Raw genomic sequence first — 22,762 nt, forward strand, 5'->3', positions numbered from 1 at the left:
CTCAGGTCCACCCCTGGTACGCGCGGTACAGCTCGTCGGGCTCAGACCTCGACCCGCGCCCGCTCCACGAGCGCCCGCAGGTCGAGCGTGTGCGGGAGCGTCCCGAACGCCCCGCCCCCGTCCCCGCCGAGCCGTGCCGCGCAGAACGCGTCCGCCACCTCCGGCGGAGCCCACCGCACGAGCAGCGCCCCCTGGAGCACGAGCGCGAGCCGCTCCGCGAGCCGCCGCGCCCGCGCCTCGATCCCCTCCAGGTCCGCCAGTTCGACGAGCACACCTCTGATCGCCCGGTCGAGCCGGTGGTCCGCGCCCCGCGCCGCCCCGACCTCGCGGAGCAGCGCGTCCAGCGCGGCGGGCTCCGTCCGCAGCGCCCGCACCACGTCGAGCGCCTGCACGTTCCCCGAGCCCTCCCAGACGGAGTTGAGCGGCGACTCCCGCAGCAGCCGGGGCATCCCCGACTCCTCCACGTACCCGTTGCCGCCCAGGCACTCGAGCGCCTCCGCCACCACCGGCACGCACCGCTTGGTCACCCAGTACTTCGCCGCCGGAACGGCGATGCGGAGCAGTGCCGACTCCTCCGGAGTCCCCGCGTCGTAGGCCGCCGCCAGCCGCATCCCCAGTACCGTCGCCGCCTCCGACTCCAGGGCGAGATCGGCCAGGACGTTCCGCATCAGGGGCTTCTCGACGAGCAGGCCGCCGAAGGCCGAGCGGTACGAGGCGTGGTGCACGGCCTGCGCCACCGCCTGCCGCATCAGCGCCGCCGAACCGAGCACGCAGTCGAGGCGCGTCGCCGCCACCATCCCCATGATCGTCCGGATCCCGCGCCCCTCATCGCCGACGCGGCGGGCCCAGGTCGTCCCGTCGAACTCCACCTCCGCGGAGGCGTTCGACCGGTTGCCCAGCTTGTCCTTGAGCCGCTGGATCGCGAACGCGTTGCGCGAGCCGTCCGCGAGCACCCGGGGCACCAGGAAGCAGGTGAGACCCGCCGGAGCCTGCGCGAGGACCAGGAAGGCGTCCGACATCGGCGCCGAACAGAACCACTTGTGCCCCGTCAGGACGTACTCCCCGTCCGCCGCGAGCGGGCGGGCCTCCGTCGTGTTCGCCCGGACGTCGCTGCCGCCCTGCTTCTCCGTCATCGCCATGCCGAGCAGCGCCCCCGGCTTCTCCGCGACCGGACGCAGCTCCCGCTCGTACACGTGCGAGAGGGCCGCCGGCTCCCAGACCGCCGCGAGCTCCGGCTCGGCGCGCAGCGCGGGCACCGCCGCGTGCGTCATCGACAGCGGACAGCCGTGCCCCGCCTCCGGCTGCGAGGCCACCAGGAATCCGGCGGCCCGCCGCACATGACCACCCGGTCGGCCCCACGCGTGCGTGAGCCCGGCCGACACGGACCGCCCGAGGAGCCGGTGCCAGGCCGGATGGAACTCCACCTCGTCGATCCGCTGCCCGTACCGGTCGTGGGTCCGCAGCCGGGGCGGGTTCCCGTTCGCCTGCTCGCCCCACTCCCGTACCTGCACCGACCCGCACGCCCGGCCGAGCAGACTCAGCTCCTCGCGGACCTCCGCGAGGAGCTCCGGCGCGAGGTGCCGCTCGACCGCCTCCGCCAGCGCCCGGTCGCTCGTGAAGACGTCATATCCCACCAGGGGCGGGGCCTGGTTGGTCACGGTGTGGGTGCTCGCTGCCATGCCGATACGGTAAGCAGGTGCAGGCAGCAAGAGAAACACCCGAACGGCCCGAGCGTCGGCCCTGGAGCAGGCTCCATCGCGCGCGCGTCCTCTACCGCAACGTCTCGAAGCGGAAGATGGTCTGGCTGCTCCTCAAGGACACCGTCAACTCGTGCATCGAGTACCGGATCCTCGGCCTCGCCGCCGAGGCCGCGTTCTTCACGCTGCTGTCCCTGCCACCCCTGCTGCTCGGCCTGATCGCCGTCCTCGGCTACGCCGACGACTGGACCAACACCGACACCGTCGCCAGCATCCGGGAGAACATCCTCCACGCGGCCGGCACGGTCCTCTCCGACCGGGGCGTCCACGAGATCGCCGAACCCCTCCTCGACGACATCACCCAGGGCAAACGGCCCGAGCTGATCTCCCTCGGCTTCGCCATCGCCCTCTGGTCGGGCTCCCGCGCGGTGAACGTCTTCATCGACACCATCACCGTCATGTACGGACTCGACGGGCGCCGCGGCATCGTCAAGACCCGGCTCCTCGCCCTGCTCCTCTACATCATCGCGCTGCTCATCGGAGCGGTCGTGCTGCCCCTCGCGGTCGTCGGCCCCGACCGGATCGTCGAACTCGTCCCCTGGGGCACCGAGGTCGTCGCCGTCCTCTACTGGCCGACCGTCATCCTGCTCTCCATCGCCTTCCTCACCACGCTCTACCACGTGTCCGTGCCCGTCAGATCGCCGTGGATCGAGGACATCCCCGGCGCCCTCATCGCGCTCGGGATGTGGGTCCTCGGCAGCTTCCTGCTGCGGATCTACCTGACCAGCCAGGTCGAGGGCCCCACCATCTACGGCTCCCTCGCCGCCCCCATCGCCGTCCTCCTCTGGATCGGCATCTCGGCCTTCGCGGTCCTCGTCGGCGCCGCCGTGAACGCCGCCATCGACCGCGTCTGGCCCTCCGTCGCCACCGCCGCGGCCCGCGAGGCCAACGAACGGGCCCGCGCCGCCCAGGCCGCCGAGCTCGTCGCCCGCGTGCGCGCCGAGGCGGACGACGTCGACGAGGACGACCCGGACATGCCGTCCGAGTTCCCCGAGCGCTGGTCCAAGTTCCTCCCCCCGGACGACGTGAAGTCCCGCCTCCACTCGGGCTGGGAGAAGGACTGACCCTCCGGCGGAGGCATACCCTCGGAGGGTGTACGAGGAGCGCCCCGCCCTGCTCGACGGAGCCGTGCTGTGGACCCGGACCGCCGCCGCCGGCCCCACGGCGGAACGGCCTGTGCTGCCCGACGGCTGCATGGACCTGATCTGGGCCGACGGGAGCCTCCTCGTCGCCGGACCCGACACGCGTGCGTACGTGCCCGGCGAGTTCGCCGCACGGTACGCGGGCATCCGCTTCGCCCCCGGCGACGCACCCGGCTTCCTCGGCGTCCCGGCCCACGAGCTCCGCGACCGGCGGGTCGCCCTCGGCGCGCTGTGGGGCGAGGCGGAGGCGCGGCGGCTCGGCGAGCGGATCACGGACGCCCCCGACCCGGCCGCAGCCCTGGAGCAGCTCGTCCTGCGCCGGGCCGCCGACGCCCCCGCCCCCGATCCGCTGCTCCGGGCCGTCGTGGCGCGCCTCGCGGCGGGCCGGGCGGTCGCCGAGACGGCCGAGGCGGTCGGACTCGGCGCCCGGCAGCTGCACCGGCGCTCCCTCGACGCCTTCGGCTACGGGCCCAAGACCCTCGCCCGCGTCCTGCGCCTCCAGCGCGCCCTCGCCCTCGTCCGGGCCGGGGTGCCGTACGCGGAGGCCGCCCTGCGCGCGGGCTGCGCCGACCAGGCCCACCTCGCCCGCGAGACCCGGGCCCTGGCGGGGACCACCCTGAGCGCCTACGCGCGCTCGGTCGGGGCGTCCGCGAAGAGCGAGACCCCGCTGCCGTCAGGGTCGAGGACCACGGCGTAGCGCTGCCCCCACACGGCGTCCCAGGGCTTCAGATGCCCGCGGTGTCCGGCGGCGACCAGCTCCTCGTACACCGCGTCCACCTCCGTCGGCGACCCGCAGCGGAAGGCCAGCTCGACCCGGTTGCCGCCCGCGGGCCGCGTCCAGCCGGGATCGAAGGAGCGGACGACGTCCTCCGTGTCCCAGGCGATCCGCAGCCCGCCGGGCAGCGCCGCCTCCACGTGCGGGGCGGACTCGGCCCCGGCCGGGACGTCCAGACCGAGGCGCCGGTAGAAGGCGAGCGAGGCGGCCATGTCGGAGACGACGAGACCGACGAGGTCGAAACGGGGGGTGACACGGGGGGCGACACGAGGAGTGGTGCGGGGTGTGGTGTCCATGCCCGCACGCTAGGCGGGGCGCGCTCGGGTCGTCTTGTACGAATCGGACGCGGGCCCGGACACGTGAGGCCCCGCCGGGCGTCCACCCGTCGCGGGGGACGTCCGGCGGGGCCGGGGGACGGTCAGCGCACGTCGTAGGCGCGGGTGACCGTCTGGCGGACGGAGTTGCCGTTCGCGTCGGTCAGCTCGGCCCGCAGGGTGACCTGCCTGCCGGAGGCGGCCGAGTGGTCCACGGTCGCGGTCCACGTGCCGTCGTGCCGGGCGACCGGGGCCTCGGTCCAGGTCGTACCGCCGTCGTACGAGTACGACAGGGCGGCGGAGACGAGGGCGGCGGGCGTGTAGCCGCCGTGGCCGGTCGCGGTCAGGGTGATCTTCTGGCCCGCTTCCGCGGCGAGGGTCTTGGCGCCGTCCTCGGGCAGCCCGTAGCGGGGGAAGAGGAGCGGGACGGCCTGGGAGTAGACGTTCTCGTCCCGCGCGGAGCGGAACCGCCAGATCGTGTCGATCGAGGTCGACCGCTGCCAGACCTTGGCCGGCGCGCCGAACTTCTCGACGAACTGCTCCAGTTCGTACGCGCCCTCCTCGGCAGGGACGTCGAAGACCCCGTACGGGTACATGGACTCGCCGATCTGCTTCCCGTCCTGGCGCAGGCGGAGGTTGCCGATGTCCCCGAACGAGCCGGCTTCCGCGTGGTGGGTGCCGTCGCCCCACATCGCGGCGGCGAAGCCGATCAGGTCGCCCTGGCGTTCGGCGGCGAGCATCGGCTTTCCGGCGGCGTCGATCGGGGCGCGCGGGGAGACCACGCCGTCGTACCAGGGGTCGTCGCGCTGCTCTCCCACCGCGTACGCGCGCGGTGCGGCGACCATGAACTCGCCCCAGGGGAAGCTGCTGGAGAGGTAGCGCTGCCAGGTGGTGTCGCCGGGGGTGTAGAGCTCGGTCCGGGTGCCGGGCACCGCGACGCTCTCGAAGGGCAGCAGCACCTGCCGACCGTCCGGCCGGCCCGCCAGCGCGAAGTCGACGAAGTCGGCGGCGACGCCCATCGAGTGGAACGTCGACCGGCTCCGGCCGAGGCGGTCGTCGTCGACGCGGTACGTCCGCTCCTCGTCGATCTCACCGCGGTGGGGGAAGGCGAGGGTGTACACGTACGGGCTCTTCGCGGTGGCCTTCCAGCGGATCGTGACCGGGCCGGCCGCCAGCCGGTCGAGGAGCACCTCGGCCTCGGCGGACTCGACGGCGAGGACCGGGAAGCCGGTGGTGGTGGTGTTGATCGCGGGGAGCCAGCGGCCGGGGGCGGAGTGGTAGGCGAGGACGGCCTTGGCGCCGGCGGCCTTGGCGTCACGGGCCTGCGTGTTGACGGACGTCTGGTCGTCCGCGATCCGGACCAGGGCGATCCTGCCCTGGACACCGGCGGCCGCGAGCTCCGCCGCCGTGCCGGACCTGGCGTCGACGAGCGGCGTCTCGCCCGCCCCGTCGAGGTTGGCCGAACCCGTCGAGGCGGTGACGGGGTGCAGCGCCTCGCCCCCGACGACGGCGAACTCGGAGATCATCGGCGCCGCTGCCCGCCAGTAGCCGGCGAACTCGAAGTCCCCGTCGCTCGCCTCGCCCTCGACGGAGGCGTAGTAGCCGCGGACGGTACGGCCGCCGGAGAGGGTTCCGGCGTGCGTCCAGGTGTCGTCCCAGTGGCGTGCGAAGGACAGCGTCGCGCTGCGTACCTCGGTGGGGCGGTCGGTGCGGATCGACAGCCTGTGGGCCTGGCGGGCGTCGAGGACGACGGTGGTGTCCTTCTTGATCTCGACCTGCGGGCGGCCGAGGTAGCTGAGCGAGTCGTTCAGCGTGGCGCCCTCGCCCTCGTCGGGCGTGGTGACGAAGGAGGAGAGGAAGTAGCTGCCGGGGCGCAGGCGGTAGACCTGGTCGGCGGCGCCGTCGTTGAAGCGGCGCTCGCCGCTGGCGGTGTCGGTGCCGATGACGTCGAGGGAGGAGGCGCCGGAGGCGGGGTTGCCCTGACGGTCGATCAACTTGACGCGCAGGGTGACCGTCTCGGGCTCCACGTACAGCGAGAACGGGGTGGAGACGTGGATGCCGCCGGGGCCGGTGGCGAGGACGCGGCCGGTGACGTCGCCGTACTGGGCGGGCTCCAGGCGGGCGTCGGGGTCGAGGGCGAGCGGGACCTTGACGGTGGCGCCTGCGGGGACGGTGACGGTGCGCTTGCCGAGGCGGGCGATCGGGGACTTGATGGCGGAGCCGTCGTTGCCGGTGATCTTCTCGACGGCCAGGTCGAGGGTGACCGGCGCGTCGGAGGTGTTGGTGTACGGGATGGAGACGGTGGTGCGGTCGGTTTTGTCCTGGGGCCAGTTGTAGGTGCCGCCCTGGACGGTGGGGGTGCTCAGGATGGTCTGGTCGATGGCGGCCTTGACGTCGAGGCGGCCGCCGCCGACCTCGCGGGCGTCGCCGGGGACCTCGCTGTGGGCGGAGGCGACGAGTGCGGCCTTGATCTGCTGGGCGGTCCAGTCGGGGTGGCGTTGCTTGACGAGGGCGGCGGCGCCCGCGACGTGCGGGGTGGCCATCGACGTACCGGACATGGACTGATACGCGTACACCCCGCGTCCGCCGGCGGCGGCGGCGGAGATGCCGACGCCGGGGGCGGCGATCTCGGGCTTGAGGGTGTGGTTCACGATCGTCGGGCCGCGGCTGGAGAACCAGGCGGTGGAGTCGTCGCGGTCGACGGCGCCGACGGTGAGGACGCTGGGCGCGCAGCCGGGCGAGGAGACGGTGTTGTGCGTGGGGCCGGAGTTGCCGGCGGCGATGACGAACAACGTGCCCTTGTTCTGGGCGAGTTCCTCGGTGGCGGTGCTCATCGGGTCGGTGCAGTCGGTGGGTACGGGGCTGCCGAGGCTCATGGAGACGACGTCGGCGCCCTGCGCGACGGCCCATTCCATGCCCGCGATGATCCAGGAGGTGGCGCCGGATCCGGAGTCGTTGAGGACCTTGCCGTTGAGGAGGTCCGTGCCGGGGGCGACGCCCTTCTTCTTTCCGTCGCTCGCGGCGCCGGAGCCGCCGACGGTGGAGATGGTGTGGGTGCCGTGGCCCTGGTGGTCGCCGGTGGTGTCGGAGTCGGTGAAGTTCTCCGAGGCGACGATCCGGCCCTTCAGATCGGGGTGTTCGGCGTCGGCGCCGGTGTCCAGGACGGCGACCTTGGTGCCCTTGCCGTCGTAACCGGCGGCCCACGCCTCGGGGGCATGCACCTGCGCGGTCGACTGCTCCAGGGTGGCCTCGACCTTGCGGTCCAGCCAGAGCTTCCGGACGTCGGCGCCGGAACGGGAGCGGCGGGAGGTGACGTCGGCCCAGAAGGCGGAGGCGTTCTTCTTGTCGGCCTTCAGCGCCACGCCGTGGGCGGCCTTGAGGACCTGGCCGCGCTTCGCGCCGCGCGGGGAGGCCGGGACGGAGCGGGCGACGTCGACGGCGGAGTCGTAGACGGCGATCAGCGGAAGGGCCGTGGTGGCGGCGTCGTCGTAGCCCTGGCGGATCAGGCCCGTGACGTTGAAGAGTTCCTCGTCGACGCGTCCGGCGGCGAGCGCGGTGGTGGCGTCCTCGGGGTAGACGTACAGGTCCTGGCCGACCTGACGGGTCTCCAGGAGCGGGACGCTGCCGTCCTCGCGCGGCAGCGCCGCCGCGGAGGAGCGACCGGAGGCGTCCGTGGTCACCAGGACCCGGTCGCCGGTGACGAGGGTGACCGTCACGGGCCTGCCCGTGCGCTGTGGGGCCGCCTGCGTGCCGACGAGCGGTCTGTCGCCGGCGGCGCCGGGCCCCGGTTGGGCGGCCACGGACGGCGTCAGCGCGGTGACGGCCAGGACGGCGGCGGTCGCCGCCCCCAGGGCCGTACGCGATATCGGGCGCATCGTTCTCCCTTGGTCGTTGCTGGTGCGGTGGCGACACCTTGGCAAAGGAGACGGGCGGTGCGGAACGGCGGCCGCGGGCGGGAAGGTGCCGCGGCCGTTTCCCGCCACGGAGGTGGTGGAAGGACACCCTCCGGAAAGGGGAGCCGGAATGCTCGGAGCGCTTGGACTCGACGACACGCAGGAGGCGGCCTACCGCGGCCTCGTCCGGCTCGGTGGCACCGACCAGGCCGGTCTCGCGCGCCGCCTCGCGCTCGGCGAGACCGCCGTGGCCACCGCGCTCCGTCGCCTGGAGGAGCAGGGCCTTGCCGTACGGCCTCGCCCGGGGCACTGGATACCGGCTCCGCCCGGGGCCGCCCTGGGCGCGCTGCTCACCCGGCAGCGGCGGGTCCTCGACGACGCCGAACGGACGGCCGCGCTGCTTGCGGACGCCTACCGCTCCGAGGTGGCGGAGTCCGCGGTGCACGACCTGGTGGAGGTGGTGACGGGAGCGAGCGCGGTCTCGCACCGCTTTCTCCAGTTGCAGATGGGCGCGGTGGAGGAGCTGTGCGTCCTGGTCACCGGCACGCCGGTCGCCGTCGCCCCGCTGGAGAACCCGGTCGAGGACGCGGCCGTGGCCCGCGGAGTCGCGTACCGCGTGGTGCTCGAGCGTGAGGCCCTGGCGCTGCCGGGCCAGCGCAGCGAACTGGCCGTGGGGCTCGGGCGCCGGCAGGAGGTCCGGCTGGTCGACGTGGTCCCGACCAAGCTGGTCGTGGCCGACCGCACCCTCGCGATGGTGCCGCTCAGCGGCCACGGCTCCGAACCCGAGGCTCTGGTGGTCCACGCGAGCGGGATCCTCGACCTGCTGATGGGCCTGTTCGAGCGGGTGTGGCGGAAGGCGTTGCCGCTCCGGCTCGGCAGCGGCGGGGAGTTGATCGAGAACGAACCCGCAGGACCCGACGCGACCGACCTTCGGATCCTCGCTCTGCTGCTGCTCGGCATGACCGATGCGAGCATCGCCAAACAGCTGCGGATGGGCCTGCGCACCGTGAAGCGGCGGGTGAAGGGGATGATGGACCTGGCGGGCGGCACCACCAGGATCCAACTGGGCTGGTACGCCTACGAACTCGGCTGGATCACCGGCCCGCCCCCGGAAGCCGCCCAGGGCGCGGAGCCCGGCACCCGGGTCCGGCCGCCCGGACTCAGGGAACGATGAGGACCTCGCCGCGGATCCGGCCGGCTTCGCCGAGGCGGTGGACGTCGGCGAGGTCGGCCGGTGGACGTGACGCGCTGATGTCGATGCCGAGCGCGGCCGCGTCGACGGGTTCCACGAGCGCCGCGAGGTGTGCGACGTCGTTGCGGGCGACCATGCGCATCGCGCCCACCCCCACCGGCGTACGCATCGCCGTCCGCCTCACGAGTCCTGGGGTGCGTCGCGCGGCCCGGGGGTGGACGGCGGGGCGGAGGCCAGCAGGGCGTCCAGGAGGCCGGGGAAGCGGGTGTCGAGGTCGTCGCGACGCAGGCTGACGTAGCGGTTGCGGCCGGCTACGCGGGTGGTCGTGAGGCCGGCTTCGCGCATGACGCGCATGTGGTGCGAGACGGTCGACTTGTGGAGGTGCTCCAGACCGAGGTGGCGGGGGTCGCAGGAGTGCTCGCGGCCGTCGGCGTAGCCGGCGAACAGTCGCATGCGGACCGGGTCGCCGAGGGCCTGCAGCACCGTGACGAGGTCGATGTCTGCGGTGGTCGGCTGGGGAAGCCGCTCGTCTTCGGGCATGGCGCCGGTCCTTCGGGTCGGAGTCCGCAACGTTTGTTTGACAATCATCCACCCATCCGTATCGTTTGACGAAGTTCAAACTGTTGCATGCTCATCAAACAATCTGCCATCGCACCCGGGGGGACCTTCCCGTGCCAGTACGCCTGCTCCTACTCGCTCTCGGCTCCTTCGCCATAGGCACCGACTCGATGGTCATCGCCGGCATCCTCGGCCCGATCTCCGCCGACCTCGGGGTCTCGGTCAACGCCGCGGGCCAACTGGTCACCGTCTTCGCACTCGGCTACGCACTCCTGGCCCCGGTACTGGCCACGCTCACCGCCCGCTGGCCACGGCGTCGGCTGCTGCTGACCGCGCTCGCGGTGTTCAGCGCGGCCAACGCGCTCAGTGCGCTCGCCCCGAACTTCAGCGCCCTGCTGGCCACCCGGGTGCTGGCAGCGGCCGGAGCCGCGCTCTACACGCCCACCGCCAACGCGGCGGCCACCACTTTGGTCGCACCCGAGCGGCGTGGCCGGGCGCTGGCCACCGTGCTCGGCGGGATGACGGTGGCCACCGCGCTCGGCGTGCCACTGGGCACCTGGGTGGGACACGCCGACTGGCGGATGACGATGTGGCTGGTCACCTTCCTGGGCGTGGCCGCGCTCGCGGGTCTCACGCTGCTGCTGCGTGACCTCCCGTCCCCGGCCGCGGCTCCCGGACTGCGGGCACGCCTGGCCCCGCTGCGCGAGCGGAGGGTTCTGGGCGCCGCAGGCACGACGTTCACGTTCTTCCTCGCCTTCCAGTGCGTCTACATCTACCTGGCCACCGCCGTCCGCGTCGCCACCGGCGGCGACGCGGGCCGGCTGAGCCTGGTGCTGTTGGCCTCGGGACTGGCGTCGGTGGCGGGCAGTTGGCTGGGCGGCCGCCTGGTGGACCGCATCGGGGTGCGACGGGTGCTGCTGGGCGGCTCCACCGTGGCCGCCCTCGCCTTCACCGCCCTGCCCTGGCTCGGGCGCAGCATGCCCGGCGCGCTGATCTACGCGGTGGCGACCCCCCTGGCGGGCTGGGCGGTGTCAGTGGCACTGCCGCACCGCCTGGCCTCGCTGAACCCGGCGAGCGCACCGCTGCTGATCTCGCTCAACAGCAGCGCCCTCTACCTGGGCATGGCCGCGGGCGGGGTGGCGGGCAGCGCGGCGATCGCGGTACTCGGCGAGCGCTGGTTCCCGCTGGCCGCCACCGTCCTGACCCTGGTCGCCACCGCCACCGCGGCCGCCGACGGGCGTCAGCGCGCGGACGACGCCGTCGCACCCGCTGCCCGGGCACCGCACCCCCGAGCCTCCACGGCCCAGTCGCCGACGGCGCCACGGCCCTGAGCCCGGCCTTGGGGCCGGTGACGTCACTGCCCGTGGCCACGACCTCGCCGACGTCCTCGTGACCGGGCACGACCCGCTCGCGGTGCGGCAGCAGGTCGTGATCGCGGACGTGCGGGTCCGTACGGCACACACCGTCAAAAAGCACCTGGCCGCCGCCCAGCTCAAACGCGACCTCCGCAACCGAGCCGAACTCGCCGCCTGGGCCTACCGCCACGGCATCGTCGGCGACACGGACGACTGAAAGCCGCCCCGCGAACGCGAGGCCTGAGGCGCCATCAGGTCAAGGGGTGCGGCCTTGGAGGCGTGCCTCGGAGGAGCTTGATGGAGCCCTGGCCGCTCGCGGCCGGGATGCCCCTTTAAAACGGTGGTGCCGTGTCCTGGGGCGGGGCTAGGGTGTCGCGTATCCGCTCCCGAAGGAGAGTGGTGTCGGTTCGTCGAGAAGAAGCAGGAGGTGAGGACATTGATGACTGTCACGGTGACGGGCTCTGCCCGCATTCAGGAGTTCATCGTTCCCACCCCCGTGGTCTCCGGCTGACACCCACTCGACTTCCGCGCGCTCGGAGCGCGCCGCCGGGGCCACCCTTCGAAGGGTCCCCCTTGTCTTTCCCGCTTTCTTCCGTCTCCTCCTCCTCTTCCTCGCTGCTCGACGCCCACGGCTGGGACTCCGGCTGGGCCGCCGCCTTCGCGCCGTACGCCGCCCAGGGACTGATCCCGGGTCGGGTCATCCGGGTCGACCGAGGTCAGTGCGACGTGGCGACCCCTGAGGGTGTCGTCCGCGCCGACACGGCGTTCGTGACCCCGCACGATCCGCTGCGGGTCGTCTGCACCGGCGACTGGGCCGCCGTCGACCCCGAGGGCGCCGATCCCCGGTACGTACGCGCGTGTCTGCCGCGTCGTACCGCCTTCGCGCGCTCCACCTCCTCCAAGCGGTCCGAGGGGCAGATCCTCGCGGCCAACGTCGACCACGCCGTCATCACGGTCTCGCTCGCCGTCGAGCTCGACCTCGGCCGGATCGAACGCTTCCTCGCCCTGGCCTGGGAGTCCGGCGCCCAGCCGACCGTCGTCCTCAGCAAGGCCGACCTCGTGCCCGACCCCGTCGGGCTCTCCTACCTCGTCGAGGACGTGGAGACGGTCGCGCCCGGCGTGCAGGTGCTGCCCGTCAGCTCCACCACCGGAGAGGGGCTCGACGTGCTCGCCGCGACCGTCGCGGGGGGCACGACCGTGCTGCTCGGCGTCTCCGGTGCCGGCAAGTCGACCCTCGCCAACGCGCTGGTCGGCGAGGACGTCATGGACGTCCAGGCCGCCCGGGACGTCGACGGCAAGGGCCGCCACACGACGACCACCCGCAACCTGTTCGTCCTGCCCGGCGGGGGAGTCCTCATCGACACCCCCGGACTGCGCGGCGTCGGACTCTGGGACGCCGAGGCCGGTGTCGGACAGGTCTTCTCCGAGATCGAGGAGCTCGCCGGGGACTGCCGCTTCCACGACTGCGCCCACGAGTCCGAGCCGGGCTGCGCGGTGAGGGCGGCGATCGAGGAGGGCTCGCTGCCCGTGCGCCGCCTGGAGAGCTATCGCAAGCTGATCCGCGAGAACCGGCGGATCGTCGCCAAGACCGACGCCCGGGTGCGCTCCGAGATGCTCAAGGAGTGGAAGCGCATGGGCGCGGGCGGCCGGGCCCAGATGGAGTTCAAGCGCCAGGGCCGGCTCGGCTAGGGCCTGTCCGCCCCGCCCCGATCGCGGTGTCCGAAAACCGCGAGCCGGGGCGGGGCGGCTCCCGCACACTGGGAGCCATGAGGGACGACGACACCCGCGACGACACCCGCTACGAGGCGGTCAGCAGCAGGGACGCCCGGTTCGACGGAGAGTTCTTCTTCGCCGTCCGCACCACCGGCATCTACTGCCGACCCAGCTGCCCCGCCGTCACCCCCAAGCGGCAGAACGTCTCCTTCTACCCGACGGCCGCCGCCGCCCAAGGGCACGGCTTTCGCGCCTGCCGCCGCTGCCGGCCCGACGCCGTGCCCGGCTCCGCCGAGTGGAACGTACGGGCCGACGTCGTCGGGCGCGCCATGCGGATGATCGGCGACGGCGTCGTCGACCGCGAGGGCGTCCCCGGGCTCGCCGGGCGGCTCGGCTACAGCACCCGCCAGGTGCAGCGCCAGCTCACCGCCGAACTGGGCGCCGGACCCGTCGCGCTCGCCCGCGCCCAGCGGGCGCACACCGCGCGGCTGCTGCTCCAGACCACGGGACTGCCCGTCACCGAGATCGCCTTCGCGGCCGGCTTCGCCAGCGTCCGCCAGTTCAACGAGACGATGCGCGCCGTCTACGCCCGCACCCCCACCGCCCTGCGCGCCGAGGCGGGCAGCGGCGCCGGAGCCCGTACCGCGCTCGCCGCCGGAGTGCCGCTGCGGCTCGCCCACCGGGGACCGTACGCGGCCGGCGAGGTCTTCGACCTGCTCGCCGCCGAGGCCGTCCCCCGGGTGGAGGAGGTCGTCGGCGCCCCCGGCACCCGCACCTACCGGCGTACGCTCCGCCTCCCGTACGGCACCGGCGTCGTCTCCGTCGACGAGCGGTCCGGCGGGCGCTGGCTCGAGGCCCGCATCCACCTCACCGAGCTGCGCGACCTGACCACCGCCGTGCACCGGCTGCGGCGCCTCTTCGACCTCGACGCCGACCCGTACGCGGTCGCCGAGCGCCTCGGGGCGGCCCCCGGGCTCGCCGCCGAGGTGGCCGCCCGGCCGGGCGTGCGCTCCCCGGGCACGGCCGAGCCCGAGGAGTTCGCGCTGCGGACGGTCCTCGGCGCCGAGGAGTCGGCCCAGGTCGTCGAGCTCCACGGCACCCCGCTGGCCACCGCCTGCGGCACCCTCACCCATGTCTTCCCGGAGCCCGCCGCCCTGACCGGCCACCCCGTCGCGGGGCCGCTGGCCCGCGCCCTCGCCGACGGAGCCGTACGCCTCGACCCCGGCGCCGACCGCGACGAGGCCGAGCGCGCCCTGCTCGCCGTCCCCGGTGTGACCGCCGGGGCCGCCGCGCTGATCCGGATGCGGGCCCTCGGCGACCCGGACGTCGCCCTGGTGGACGGGCGGGAGACGGAGGAGTGGCGACCGTGGCGCTCCTACGCGGCCCGCTACCTCGACCCCGCCCACGCGGCCCGCTACCTCGACCCCGCCCACGCGGCCCGCTACCTCGACCCGGCTCACAGGGCCCGCTACTCCGCTCCGGCCCACGCGGCCGGCTACTCCGCTCCGGTCCCTTCGGCGGTGTAGTCCTCCAGGCCCCAGCTGTGGATCCGGCGCGGATGGATCCGGATGACCTCCTCGCTGAAGTACGGGCCCAGCTCGTGCGGGCCCACCAGGAGTTCCGCCTCGCCGCGGATCTCGACGCCCCGCACCCGCCAGGGGCGGACGCTCGCGAGGTCGTCGACGACCAGCGCCACCTTCGGGTTCTGCCGCAGGTTCCGCCACTTCTTCGTCCGGCCCATGCGGGCCCCGCCCACCAGGACCGTGCCGTCCTCCTGCGGGAAGTAGCCCACCGGGTTGGCCTGCGGCTGCCCGGACGGGTCCACGGTCGCCATCCGGCCGAGCTTCCGCCCTTCCGTGAGATAGGCGCGCTCGGCCTCGCTGAAGCCCTCGAAATCCCTCATGGGCCCAGCATCGCGCGGCCCAGCCCCCGGCGGATCGGCCCTGGGGCGGGTCCCGGCTCGGACCTCCGTCCTAGCCCCGGATCACCGCCATCCCGGTCCTAGTCCCGGATCACCGCCACCCCGGTCCTAGCCCCAGATCACCGCCCCCGCCCACGCGCCCACGATCAGCAGGCAGGAGAAGAGCTCGACCAGCACGCTCGTGCCGGCCGCCCGCATCACGGCCCGGGTCGCCGCCCTCGCCTGGCCGTGGCCGCCCAGGCGGAGGCGCTCCGAGAGGTAGATCCCGCCGACGAAGCCGGGGATCGCGCCCACCACCGGCACCAGGACGAAGCCCAGGACGGCGCCCACCCCCGCGTACGTCACCATGCGCCGGGTGATGCCCACGCCCCGGAAGCGGCGCGGCGGCAGCTGCCAGACGATCACCTGGGTGAGGAGCAGCAGGCCGGTCGAGGAGGCGAGCAGGATCCAGGCGAGGTCCGTCCGCTCGTGCAGCGACCACCAGAGCATCGCCGCCCACACCAGCCACGTCCCCGGCACGCCGGGCGCAAGGACCCCGAACAGACCGAGCAGCATCACCGTCGCGATCATCAGGAGCTGCCACACACCCACGCTGCCCAGCGTGCACGACGGCGTGGATTCCCGCAGGTCGCGCGGGGCGGACGGGGTACGCGGCAGGGGAGGTCAGGCCGCCAGGGGCAGGGCGGCGACCACGAGATTGCGCTCCTTGCGGCTGATCAGCGGAAAGATGAGCTTCACGGCGAACTCGGTCTTCGGCGAGGAGAGGATGATCGAGGAGTTCAGGATCCGTTCCTTGATCGCCGAGCGGAACAGGCCGGCGCGCGGGATCGTCATGGTGTGGGCGACCGGCTTCGCGAACACCGGATCCGCCCGGAAGACGAAGAGCCGCCGGTCGGTCATCGCCAGGTACATCGGGACCGGCGTCGGTATCACGGCCATCGAGCCACCGCTGAGGACGGCCGACGCCACGCCGAACGCGGCGGTCCGGCTCACGGAGACCGTGTTCAGGCCGACGACGCACGTCACCTCGATCCGCTCCCCGGGCTCCAGCATCGGAGTCACGGTGGCCAGCAGGGCGCGACGACGTCGTCTGTTCATGGGGGGCGGTACTCCAGGGGGATCGAGGGTGCTGCAAGCGGAATCAGTCGCTCACATTCCCACACGCCCCGACCTCACCCGCGGGCCACCCAGCCCTTCTCGTACGCGTGCCAGCCCAGCTGCAGCCGGGTCGTCACCCCGGTGAGCTCCATCAGCCCCTTCACCCGCCGCTGCACCGTCCGCAGCCCCAGGTCCAGCTGCTTCGCCACGCTCGCGTCCGTCATCCCGGCGAGCAGCAGCGACAGGATCTCCAGGTCCATCGCGTCCGGGCCCGGCGCCTCGTCCTCGGTGATCTGCGCGCCCGCCCCGAGCCGCAGCGGCAGCGCCTCCCGCCACACCGACTCGAACAGGCCCATGAGCGATTCGAGGAGCCCGCTCGCGTGCACGACGATCGCCGCGGGCTCGGCGCCCCGCCCGGTCAGCGGCACCATGGCCAGGGACCGGTCGGCGACGACCAGCTTCGTGGGGACCCGGTCCGCGACCCTGATCTTCTCCTCGCGGCTGAGCGCCGCGGACAGTTCGAGCAGCCCGGTCGGGAGGGTGAGCACCTCGCGCTCGATCACCACCCGGTAGCGGACCCCGCGCCCGGCCGCCTGCTCCTCCGCGTCGTTCTCCAGGCCGGAGACCACGAGCGGCTTGCCCGTCACCAGGGCGCAGACCTCCTCCTGGGCGCCCAGCTGGAGCTGGAGGAAACGATGCGTCACCGCGCTCGCCCCGGTCACCACCTCCACCAGGTCGTGCACGGCCGCCTCCTCGGCCTCCGCCCGGTACTCCTCGGCGAGCAGCGCGGCCGCCAGCTCCGCCTGCTCCAGCTCGTGGCGCTGCTGGGTGAGCAGCGCGCCGAGCGCGACCCCGGGCGGCGCCGCGACCCACCGGCCGGCGCGGGCCGAGGACTGGGCGGCGAGCCCCTGCGACTCCAGGCGGCGCAGCGCCCGCTCGGTGTCCTGCTCGGGCAGGGCGAGCCGGTGCGCGAGATCGGTGACCTCGGCCGCGCCCAGCGCGACCAGGGCGCGGTACGCGGACTCCTGGCGCTCGTCGAGTCCTATCGCTCCCAGCATGGATGCCCCACCCCTCGCCGTACCTCCGGCGGGCGTCCCGGATCTTTCGGGGACGTTCACCGGAGGCATTCGTTCCGTTGGTGACCTGGCGGGAAACGGCCACGGCGTATTCCCGCCTCTCCCATCATCCCTGTACCGCCCTCACCTCTGCCAATGTGGCGCCACCGCAGCACCAACAGCCTCCGGCAAGGGGCGCCTTGTGCCCTTTTTCCGGATTCAGATGGGGAGAGCGATGCGTCCGATTTCGCGTACGGCCCTGGGGGCGGCGACCGCCGCCGTCCTGGCCGTCACCGCGGTCGCGCCGTCCATGGCGAATGAGTCTCAGGACGGCACGGCCGGCAAGCGACCGCTGGTCGGCAGCGAGGCCTCGGCCCGCGCCGGAGCCAAGAGCGCCACGGTGACCCTGGTCACCGGCGACCGCGTCCTGGTCACCCGGGACGCCGAGGGCAACCCGGCGGCCACGGCCCTGCCCCGCGAGGACGGGACCGTCCCCCTGGTCCAGACCCGCCGCTCCGGCAAGGACCTGTACGTCTACCCCGAGGACGCCACCACCGCGCTCGCCGCCGGACGCGTCGACGAGGAGCTCTTCAACGTCACGGGCCTGATCCGCCAGGGCTACGACGACGCCGCCACCGCCACGCTGCCCCTGATCGCGGTCTACGGCTCCGACCTCGCCCGCTCCGTCCCCGCCGCCCCGCGCGGCGCCAGGCGCGGCCAGGTCCTCAAGGCCGTCGACGGCGTCGCGCTCAAGACGGAGAAGAAGCAGGCCGCCACCTTCTGGGCGGAGATCAGCGCCCCGAACGCCCGCTCCGCCTCCGGCCTGAAGAAGCTCTGGCTGGACCGCAAGGTCCAGGCCACCCTGGAGCAGTCGACGAAGCAGATCCACGCCCCCGAGGCGTGGGCCGCCGGTTACGACGGCAAGGGCACCAAGGTCGCCGTCCTGGACACCGGCGCCGACGCCGAACACCCCGATCTGAAGGGCCGGATCGTCGCCTCGGAGAACTTCACCGACTCCGACACCACCGGCGACCACCAGGGCCACGGCACCCACACCATCTCCACCGTCGGCGGCTCCGGCGCCGCGAGCGACGGAAAGAAGAAGGGCGTCGCCCCCGGCACGGACCTCCTCAACGGCAAGGTCCTCAACGACTCCGGATCCGGCGCCACCTCCTGGATCATCGCGGGCATGGAATGGGCCGTCGCGCAGGGCGCCGACGTCGTCTCCATGAGCCTCGGCAGCCCCGTACCCACCGACTGCACCGACCCCATGAGCACCGCCACCGAGCAACTCGCCCGGTCCACGGACACCTTGTTCGTCATCGCCGCCGGCAACTCCGGCCCCACGCACAACACCGTCTCCTCGCCCGGCTGCGCGCCCAGCGTCCTCACCGTCGGCGCCGTCGACCGCGACGACTCCACCGCCTGGTTCTCCAGCCGCGGCCCGACGATCGTGAACCACACCCTCAAGCCCGAGATCGCCGCCCCCGGCGTCGGCATCTCCGCCGCCGCCGCCGGCGGACGCGGGGTGTACGCGTATCAGTCCATGTCCGGTACGTCGATGGCCACCCCGCACGTCGCGGGCGCCGCCGCCCTCGTCAAGCAACGCCACCCCGACTGGACCGCCCAGCAGATCAAGGCCGCGCTCGTCGCCTCCGCCGACAGCGAGGTCCCCGGCGACGTCCGCGAGGTCGGCGGCGGCCGCCTCGACGTCAAGGCCGCCATCGACCAGACCGTCCTGAGCACCCCCGCCGTCCAGGGCGGCACCTACAACTGGCCCCAGGACAAGACCGACCGCACCACCGTCTCCGTCCCGTACACCAACACCGGCGACCGGCCGGTCACCCTCGACCTGGCCGTCGAGAAGATCACCGGCAACGACGGCTCCGCCATCCGGTCGACCGTCGCCCGCCTCGGCAAGCGCACCGTCACCGTCCCCGCAGGCGCCACCGTCAAGGTCCCGCTCGCCCTGAACCCCGACGCCCGCCTGGAGCCCGCCCAGTACGGCGACGTCACCGGCCGCGTCCTCGCCACCGGCCCCAGCGGCATCCACGTCTCCACCCCGTTCTCCCTGTACGTGGAGCCCGAGACGGTCACCCTGCGCGTCAAGCTGATCGACCGTCAGGGCAACCCCGCCTCCGGCGCCTCCTCCCTCGACGTCATCGGCACCGACACCGCCAGCGGCGAGCGCCGCTTCAACGACGGCGCCGCCGACCAGGTCTACCGCCTGCGCCCCGGCAGCTACTTCCTCTCCTCCTTCGTCACCACGCCCGACGAGGGCGAGGGCGCCACGCTGAACGACTCGCTCAGCTACCTCGGCCGCCCACAGGTCGAGATCAAGAAGGACACCACCGTCGTCCTCGACGCCCGCAAGGCCCACGAACTGTCGGTCAAGACCGACCGGTCCTCCGAACTCCGCGGCGCCACCCTCGCGTTCGCCCGCTCCTGGGACGACTTCTGGCTGCACGCCGGAACCGCCACCGGACCGCGCACCCTCCGCGGCTACTACGCCTCGGTCGATGGCAAGGCCGACGAGGGCGACTTCGAGTTCGGCAGCTACTGGCGGGCCGCGGCCCCGCAGATCACCTCCCTTGCCACCACCGACGGCCTGACCCTGCACCCGCTGACCGGCTCCCTCGGCTCCGACAACCTCGACGGCACCGGCTCCGCCCGCCTCGTCGACGCCGGAACAGGCACCGCGGCGGAGCTGAAGGCGGCCGGGGTCCAGGGCCGCATCGCCCTCGTCCGGTTCCCGGACGACTCCACCAGCGCGATCACCGTCGCCCGCAACGCCAAGGCCGCCGGCGCCGTCGCCGTCGTCGCGTACCACTCGGCCGCCGGCCGCTGGTACCCGAGCGGTGGCTTCACCGGCATCGGCCTCCCCGTCGTCTCCCTCCCGTCCACGGAGGCCACCGCGCTCCTCGGCAAGCTGGCCGCCGGCGAGGTCACCCTCGCCTGGAAGGCCACCGCGAAGAGCCCGTACCTCTACAACCTCGCCTTCCCCGAGACGGGCGCGATCCGCGACGAGAAGGAGTACCGGGTCCGCGACGCCCAGCTGGGCCGGACGGACTCGACCTACGGCTCGGCCGGCATCACCACCGACTTCACGGACTTCCCGGCCGCCTACCGCCCCAACGGCGTCGGCATCTCCTTCGGCTCGCTCGAAACCGTCCCCGCGCCCGGCACCCGCACCGAGTACTACTCCGCCGGTGACACCGCCTGGCAGCAGATGGTCAACAGCAGCTTCCCCTTCGGGGAGATCATGATGGGCGCCCGCCGCACGTACACCCCCGGCGAGCGGCGCACCGAGAAGTGGTACGACGGGGTCATCGCCCCCACCGCGCCGCGCGACACCACCGGAAAGCCGGTCCTCGTCGCCGAACGCCAGGGCAACCTCATCGGCTTCGCGAACGCCATGTGGGGCGACCGCACCCACTACGCCGAGCCCGGCTCCTTCGGCGACATCGGGAACCTGCGCCTGAGCCGCGACGGCGAGCTCCTCGGCGAGAGCAGCTGGCCGTCCGGAGTGTTCGAAGTACCGGCCGAAGCCGGGACGTACACGCTCGAACAGAACACGATGAAGATCGGCAACAGGGTCTGGGCCCGCTCTCTTTCCGTCAACTCGGTGTGGAAATTCACCTCCAAGCTTGACGAGAGCGTCTATTCTCAGGGCATCCCGATTCTCTTCCCCCGGTACGACCTTCCGGAGGACGGACTCAAGACCCTCGCCGCGACCGACGGCCAGCACATCGGCCTCACCGCGACGGGTCACGCGGGCTACACCCCCGCAGCGCTCACCTCGGCGAAGCTCTCGTACTCCTACGACGGGGGCACGACCTGGACCGAAGCGCAGGTCTCTCAGCAGGGCGACGGCTGGACCGCGACCGTGAACCACGCGGGCGCGACCGGCAAGCAGGTCACCCTGAAGGTCGAACTGACGGACGCCAACGGCAACTCCGTCACCCAGACCGTGGTCCGCGCCTACGACGTGCGCTGATCACGCCGGTCCGCCGGGCGTCCTTCCCGTGGGGGGTGGGGTCGCCCGGCGGACCACCCATTTGCAGCAACGGTTTTCCTGATGTCCCGTTTTCGGGCGCCGTACGCGGTGGACAATAAGGGCATGACTCAGCAGGGGGACAACTGGTGGGACAAGCTCTACGACGAGTCGGCGCCGGACACGGCCCCGACGGTCTCGGGTGACACGCTCGACGACCACTTCGACACGACACCCCGCGCGGTGCCGACGCCGCCCCGGCCGAACGAGGCCCCGGGGCCGGCGCCCGCTCCGCCGGGCGCGCCCGCGGCACCGGGCGAGCGACCGACACCGCCGCCCCCCGTGGCCGCCACACCGGGCAACCTGCCGCTGACGCCGCCGACGAGCGCGCCACGCCCCCCGTCGGCGCCCCCGGAGGCCGCCGCACCGAGCAGCCCGCCGCCGCCCCCGGCACCACCCGCGCCGAGCCCGCCGCCCCCGCGGCCCGCGGCCGTAACACCGCCCGCCCCGCCGGAGCCGCCTGCGGCTGCCGCACCTGGTGCGCCGTCCACGCCGCCCGCGGCCGCCGAGCCGCCCGCTCCGGCCGCCGCGCCGAGCGCGGCCCCGGCCCCGTCCACGCCGGGGCCCCGGCCCACGCCGTCCGTGCCCGCCGAACCGTCCACGCCCGTCGCGGCCCCCGTGCCGCCGGAGCCGCCCGTGGCTGCCGTGCCCGGTCCGCAGCCCACACGGCCCGCGGCCGCCGAGCCGTCCACGCCGGGTCCCCGGCCTACGCCGTCCACGCCGCCCGCGGCCCCCGCGCCGAGTTCCGGGCCCATTCGCCCCGCGTCCCGGCAGGTCGCCGGGCCCGCGCCCTGGGAGGTGCCCGAGGGGAGTGGGCCTCGGACGTTTCCGGCGCCTCCGCCCCCGGTCGCCCCGCCCGTCGAGACGCCCACCGTCCAGGTGCCCCTGCCCCAGGAGCCGGCGCCCGACCCCGAGCTCACCGTGGCCGTGCCCCGGCCGCGGACCGGGTTCGTCGGCAGCCGGCCGCCCACGTACGAGGCCGAGCCCACCGCACTGCCCGTCGCCCGTCCCGGCGAGCTCGGTGAACTGGTCGCCGACACCGTCCTCGACGGCGCCCGCTACGGCACCTGCACCCTGCGCGCCGCCTCCGTACGCGGCGACTCCGCCCGCTACCGGGGCGAACCCCGCCGCGACGCCCTGCTCACCGCCCGCTTCGGGCACGACGAGACCGCGCTCGTCCTCGTCGCCGTCGCCGCGGGATCCCGCGCCGCCGAGGACGCCCACCTCGCCGCCGCCGACGCCTGCCACTGGATCGCCGAGGCCGTCTGCCGCAGCCACGCCCGGCTCTCCGAGGACATCAGGTCCGGCCGCCGCGGCGACCTCAAGTCCGGACTGCACCGGCTCACCGATCGGACCTACGGCAAGCTCCGGACCCGCGCGGCCGAACGGGGCCTCGCCCCCGACGAGTACACCGCGACCCTCCGCTGCCTCCTCGTCCCCGCCGACCCCGAGTGCCGCACCCGGGTCTTCTTCGGCATCGGCGGCGGCGGTCTCTTCCGGCTCCGCGACGGCTCCTGGCAGGACCTCGAACCGCTCCTGCCCGAACCGGCCGCCGTCACCGGCGCCGCCGTCGTCGGCTTCGGATCCCCGACCGCCGTTCCCGAGGCGTCCGAGGAGGGCGACCGGCTCACCATGGACCTCGGCATCACCACCGCCCCCGGTCCGCTCATCGAGGAGCCCGTACCGGCCCCCGTCGAGCCCTTCCGTTTCCGCGCCTCCGTGGCCCGTGCCGGTGACACCCTGCTCCTCGCCTCGCCCGGACTCGCCGAGCCGATGCGCGGCGAACCGGCCCTCGCCCGCGAGCTCGCCGCCCGCTGGGCCGGCGCCGAGCCGCCCGGCCTCGCCGCCTTCCTCGCCGACACCCAGCTGAGGGTGACGGGTTACGCCGACGACCGTACGGGGGTGGCCGTCTGGGAGGCGTAACCCGCCGGGCCG

General features: G+C 73.7%; 18 protein-coding genes and 1 pseudogene. 8 read left to right on the forward strand and 11 right to left on the reverse strand.

Translation table 11 applies throughout. The features are described from left to right. Window positions 1–41: 41 nt before the first annotated feature. Entirely contained in the window at window positions 42–1,679 is a 1,638-nt protein-coding gene (locus SVTN_RS29615; protein ID WP_041131847.1) for an acyl-CoA dehydrogenase family protein, read from the reverse strand. A 17-nt stretch (window positions 1,680–1,696) separates the two neighbouring features. Between SVTN_RS29615 and SVTN_RS29620 the strand changes: the two genes are divergently transcribed. Together SVTN_RS29620 and SVTN_RS29625 are read left to right on the forward strand one after the other, a co-directional pair. After that, window positions 1,697–2,821: a YihY/virulence factor BrkB family protein gene (locus tag SVTN_RS29620; RefSeq protein ID WP_078908547.1), complete on the forward strand. Its 1,125-nt coding sequence runs from the start codon at window positions 1,697–1,699 to the stop codon at window positions 2,819–2,821. A 28-nt stretch (window positions 2,822–2,849) separates the two neighbouring features. After that, the gene (locus tag SVTN_RS29625; protein ID WP_041131848.1) at window positions 2,850–3,596 is read left to right on the forward strand and encodes a helix-turn-helix domain-containing protein; all 747 of its coding nucleotides are present in this window, start codon (window positions 2,850–2,852) and stop codon (window positions 3,594–3,596) included. Here the strand turns inward: SVTN_RS29625 and SVTN_RS29630 are convergent. After that, window positions 3,524–3,970, reverse strand: a complete 447-nt coding sequence (locus tag SVTN_RS29630; protein WP_041131849.1) for a VOC family protein — start codon at window positions 3,968–3,970, stop codon at window positions 3,524–3,526. The genes SVTN_RS29625 and SVTN_RS29630 overlap by 73 nt on opposite strands. Before the next feature lie 122 nt (window positions 3,971–4,092). Continuing rightward, entirely contained in the window at window positions 4,093–7,863 is a 3,771-nt protein-coding gene (locus SVTN_RS29635; RefSeq protein ID WP_041131850.1) for a S8 family peptidase, read from the reverse strand. A 148-nt stretch (window positions 7,864–8,011) separates the two neighbouring features. Between SVTN_RS29635 and SVTN_RS29640 the strand changes: the two genes are divergently transcribed. Beyond that, window positions 8,012–9,055, forward strand: a complete 1,044-nt coding sequence (locus tag SVTN_RS29640) for a hypothetical protein (protein WP_063782289.1) — start codon at window positions 8,012–8,014, stop codon at window positions 9,053–9,055. Here the strand turns inward: SVTN_RS29640 and SVTN_RS43335 are convergent. Continuing rightward, the gene (locus tag SVTN_RS43335; protein WP_245727680.1) at window positions 9,042–9,242 is read right to left on the reverse strand and encodes a hypothetical protein; all 201 of its coding nucleotides are present in this window, start codon (window positions 9,240–9,242) and stop codon (window positions 9,042–9,044) included. The two genes, SVTN_RS29640 and SVTN_RS43335, sit on opposite strands and share 14 nt — an antisense overlap. Window positions 9,243–9,253: 11 nt before the next feature. Continuing rightward, window positions 9,254–9,613 carry an ArsR/SmtB family transcription factor gene (locus SVTN_RS29645; protein ID WP_052499364.1) on the reverse strand — a complete coding sequence of 120 codons (360 nt, stop codon included), beginning with the start codon at window positions 9,611–9,613 and terminating at the stop codon, window positions 9,254–9,256. Window positions 9,614–9,744: 131 nt separating this feature from the next. Here SVTN_RS29645 and SVTN_RS29650 point away from each other — a divergent pair, with 131 nt between their 5' ends. Beyond that, the gene (locus SVTN_RS29650; RefSeq protein WP_078908548.1) at window positions 9,745–10,962 is read left to right on the forward strand and encodes an MFS transporter; all 1,218 of its coding nucleotides are present in this window, start codon (window positions 9,745–9,747) and stop codon (window positions 10,960–10,962) included. 49 nt (window positions 10,963–11,011) lie between these two features. Here SVTN_RS29650 and SVTN_RS46425 read toward each other — a convergent pair. Beyond that, a pseudogene (locus SVTN_RS46425) lies at window positions 11,012–11,176 on the reverse strand (hypothetical protein); the annotation flags it as partial. Window positions 11,177–11,559: 383 nt separating this feature from the next. Here SVTN_RS46425 and rsgA point away from each other — a divergent pair. Continuing rightward, window positions 11,560–12,675, forward strand: coding sequence for a ribosome small subunit-dependent GTPase A (gene rsgA, locus SVTN_RS29660; protein ID WP_041131852.1), 1,116 nt, complete (start codon window positions 11,560–11,562; stop codon window positions 12,673–12,675). Between the two features lie 77 nt (window positions 12,676–12,752). Further along, window positions 12,753–14,225, forward strand: a complete 1,473-nt coding sequence (locus SVTN_RS29665) for a DNA-3-methyladenine glycosylase 2 family protein (protein ID WP_245727682.1) — start codon at window positions 12,753–12,755, stop codon at window positions 14,223–14,225. Here the strand turns inward: SVTN_RS29665 and SVTN_RS29670 are convergent. The 4 genes from SVTN_RS29670 to SVTN_RS29685 all read right to left on the reverse strand — a co-directional run bounded on the left by SVTN_RS29670 (window position 14,195) and on the right by SVTN_RS29685 (window position 16,776). Further along, window positions 14,195–14,602 (reverse strand): PPOX class F420-dependent oxidoreductase, encoded by a 408-nt coding sequence (locus SVTN_RS29670; RefSeq protein ID WP_041131853.1) that lies wholly within the window; start codon window positions 14,600–14,602, stop codon window positions 14,195–14,197. The two genes, SVTN_RS29665 and SVTN_RS29670, sit on opposite strands and share 31 nt — an antisense overlap. Window positions 14,603–14,728: 126 nt before the next feature. After that, window positions 14,729–15,211, reverse strand: a complete 483-nt coding sequence (locus tag SVTN_RS29675; protein ID WP_041131854.1) for a DUF456 domain-containing protein — start codon at window positions 15,209–15,211, stop codon at window positions 14,729–14,731. A 72-nt stretch (window positions 15,212–15,283) separates the two neighbouring features. After that, the gene (locus SVTN_RS29680; protein WP_041131855.1) at window positions 15,284–15,718 is read right to left on the reverse strand and encodes a hypothetical protein; all 435 of its coding nucleotides are present in this window, start codon (window positions 15,716–15,718) and stop codon (window positions 15,284–15,286) included. Window positions 15,719–15,792: 74 nt separating this feature from the next. Further along, window positions 15,793–16,776, reverse strand: a complete 984-nt coding sequence (locus SVTN_RS29685; RefSeq protein WP_041131856.1) for a helix-turn-helix transcriptional regulator — start codon at window positions 16,774–16,776, stop codon at window positions 15,793–15,795. Window positions 16,777–17,008: 232 nt separating this feature from the next. Here SVTN_RS29685 and SVTN_RS29690 point away from each other — a divergent pair, with 232 nt between their 5' ends. Further along, a complete protein-coding gene (locus tag SVTN_RS29690; protein WP_041131857.1) occupies window positions 17,009–20,770 on the forward strand; it encodes a S8 family peptidase in 3,762 nt (1,253 codons plus the stop codon). A 158-nt stretch (window positions 20,771–20,928) separates the two neighbouring features. Here SVTN_RS29690 and SVTN_RS46635 read toward each other — a convergent pair whose 3' ends face one another. Beyond that, a complete protein-coding gene (locus SVTN_RS46635) occupies window positions 20,929–21,582 on the reverse strand; it encodes a hypothetical protein (RefSeq protein WP_041131858.1) in 654 nt (217 codons plus the stop codon). Between the two features lie 124 nt (window positions 21,583–21,706). Between SVTN_RS46635 and SVTN_RS46640 the strand changes: the two genes are divergently transcribed. Beyond that, window positions 21,707–22,750 carry a protein phosphatase 2C domain-containing protein gene (locus tag SVTN_RS46640; RefSeq protein ID WP_425429021.1) on the forward strand — a complete coding sequence of 348 codons (1,044 nt, stop codon included), beginning with the start codon at window positions 21,707–21,709 and terminating at the stop codon, window positions 22,748–22,750. Window positions 22,751–22,762 lie beyond the last annotated feature (12 nt).

This window comes from Streptomyces vietnamensis (assembly GCF_000830005.1).
GTDB lineage: Bacteria > Actinomycetota > Actinomycetes > Streptomycetales > Streptomycetaceae > Streptomyces > Streptomyces vietnamensis.